We start from the raw sequence: 815 nt of genomic DNA on the forward strand, positions 1-815 counted from the left end.
ACCTTGCCGAAAAAAGAGGCATTGATTGGTATATTAATCAGTCATCTAATCGTTTCATTGCGCTACGGTAAACATCACTTCGCTCTCGTTTTCCAACTGCTAAGACCGTTACCACGATAACGTCATCTTTTACTTGGTAAACAAGACGGTAGCCAGACTGACGTAGCTTTATTTTATACATGTTATCAGCGCCAGAGAGTTTTGATGCTGGTACATGTGGGTTTTCTAAGCGTTCAATGAGTTTCTTTTTAAATTGCTGTTGTAGTGTAGAGCCAAGTTTTTTCCATTCTTTTAAGGCGCTCTTTTTGAAATCAAGTTTATAGGTCATCGATGTTTACCGAAATGCTTTCTTCAGACTCTCGTTCTCTTGCAATAGCTAATAGTTCGAGATCATCGAGTCGATCCATCATCATTTCGTATGCTTTTGCTGGAACACAGTAAAAAGCAGGTTCGTTTCGGTTAAGTACAGCGACAGGTTCACCATATGCACTTGTTGCAACTTTCATTGGATTAGCTTTTAATTCAGTAATACTTGCAGCCACATCGGCTAAGATTCTAGCGGTCATTTATTGAGTCCTTTAAGCGGTCTTTATAAAGGTCATTTTAGCGCTATAAGAACGGTATAACAAGGCGTTCAAGAGGGACAGCCAACGCGTGGCATTTTTATTATGCGTTGGTTTTTGTGATTACAGTGTTATGCGGAAGCTTAGTAGTAGCGTTGGCTGCCCCTTAACGCGGCGTTATGTAACCGTAGAGAAGAAGCCCACAATGCATTGAAAAATAGATGTTTTTATGATTGATCTAATTTCAATTTC

General features: G+C 39.6%; 2 protein-coding genes. Both read right to left on the reverse strand.

What is annotated here, in order from left to right; translation table 11 throughout:
- Nucleotides 1-37: 37 nt before the first annotated feature.
- Complete coding sequence (locus B7C60_RS00140) at nt 38-328, reverse strand: type II toxin-antitoxin system RelE family toxin (RefSeq protein WP_000221349.1); 291 nt, start codon at nt 326-328, stop codon at nt 38-40.
- Nucleotides 318-566, reverse strand: a complete 249-nt coding sequence (locus B7C60_RS00145; protein WP_000126952.1) for a type II toxin-antitoxin system Phd/YefM family antitoxin — start codon at nt 564-566, stop codon at nt 318-320. Before B7C60_RS00145 ends, B7C60_RS00140 begins: the two co-directional genes overlap by 11 nt.
- Nucleotides 567-815: the final 249 nt, after the last annotated feature.

Origin of the sequence: Vibrio fujianensis (assembly GCF_002749895.1) — a bacterium.
GTDB lineage: Bacteria > Pseudomonadota > Gammaproteobacteria > Enterobacterales > Vibrionaceae > Vibrio > Vibrio fujianensis.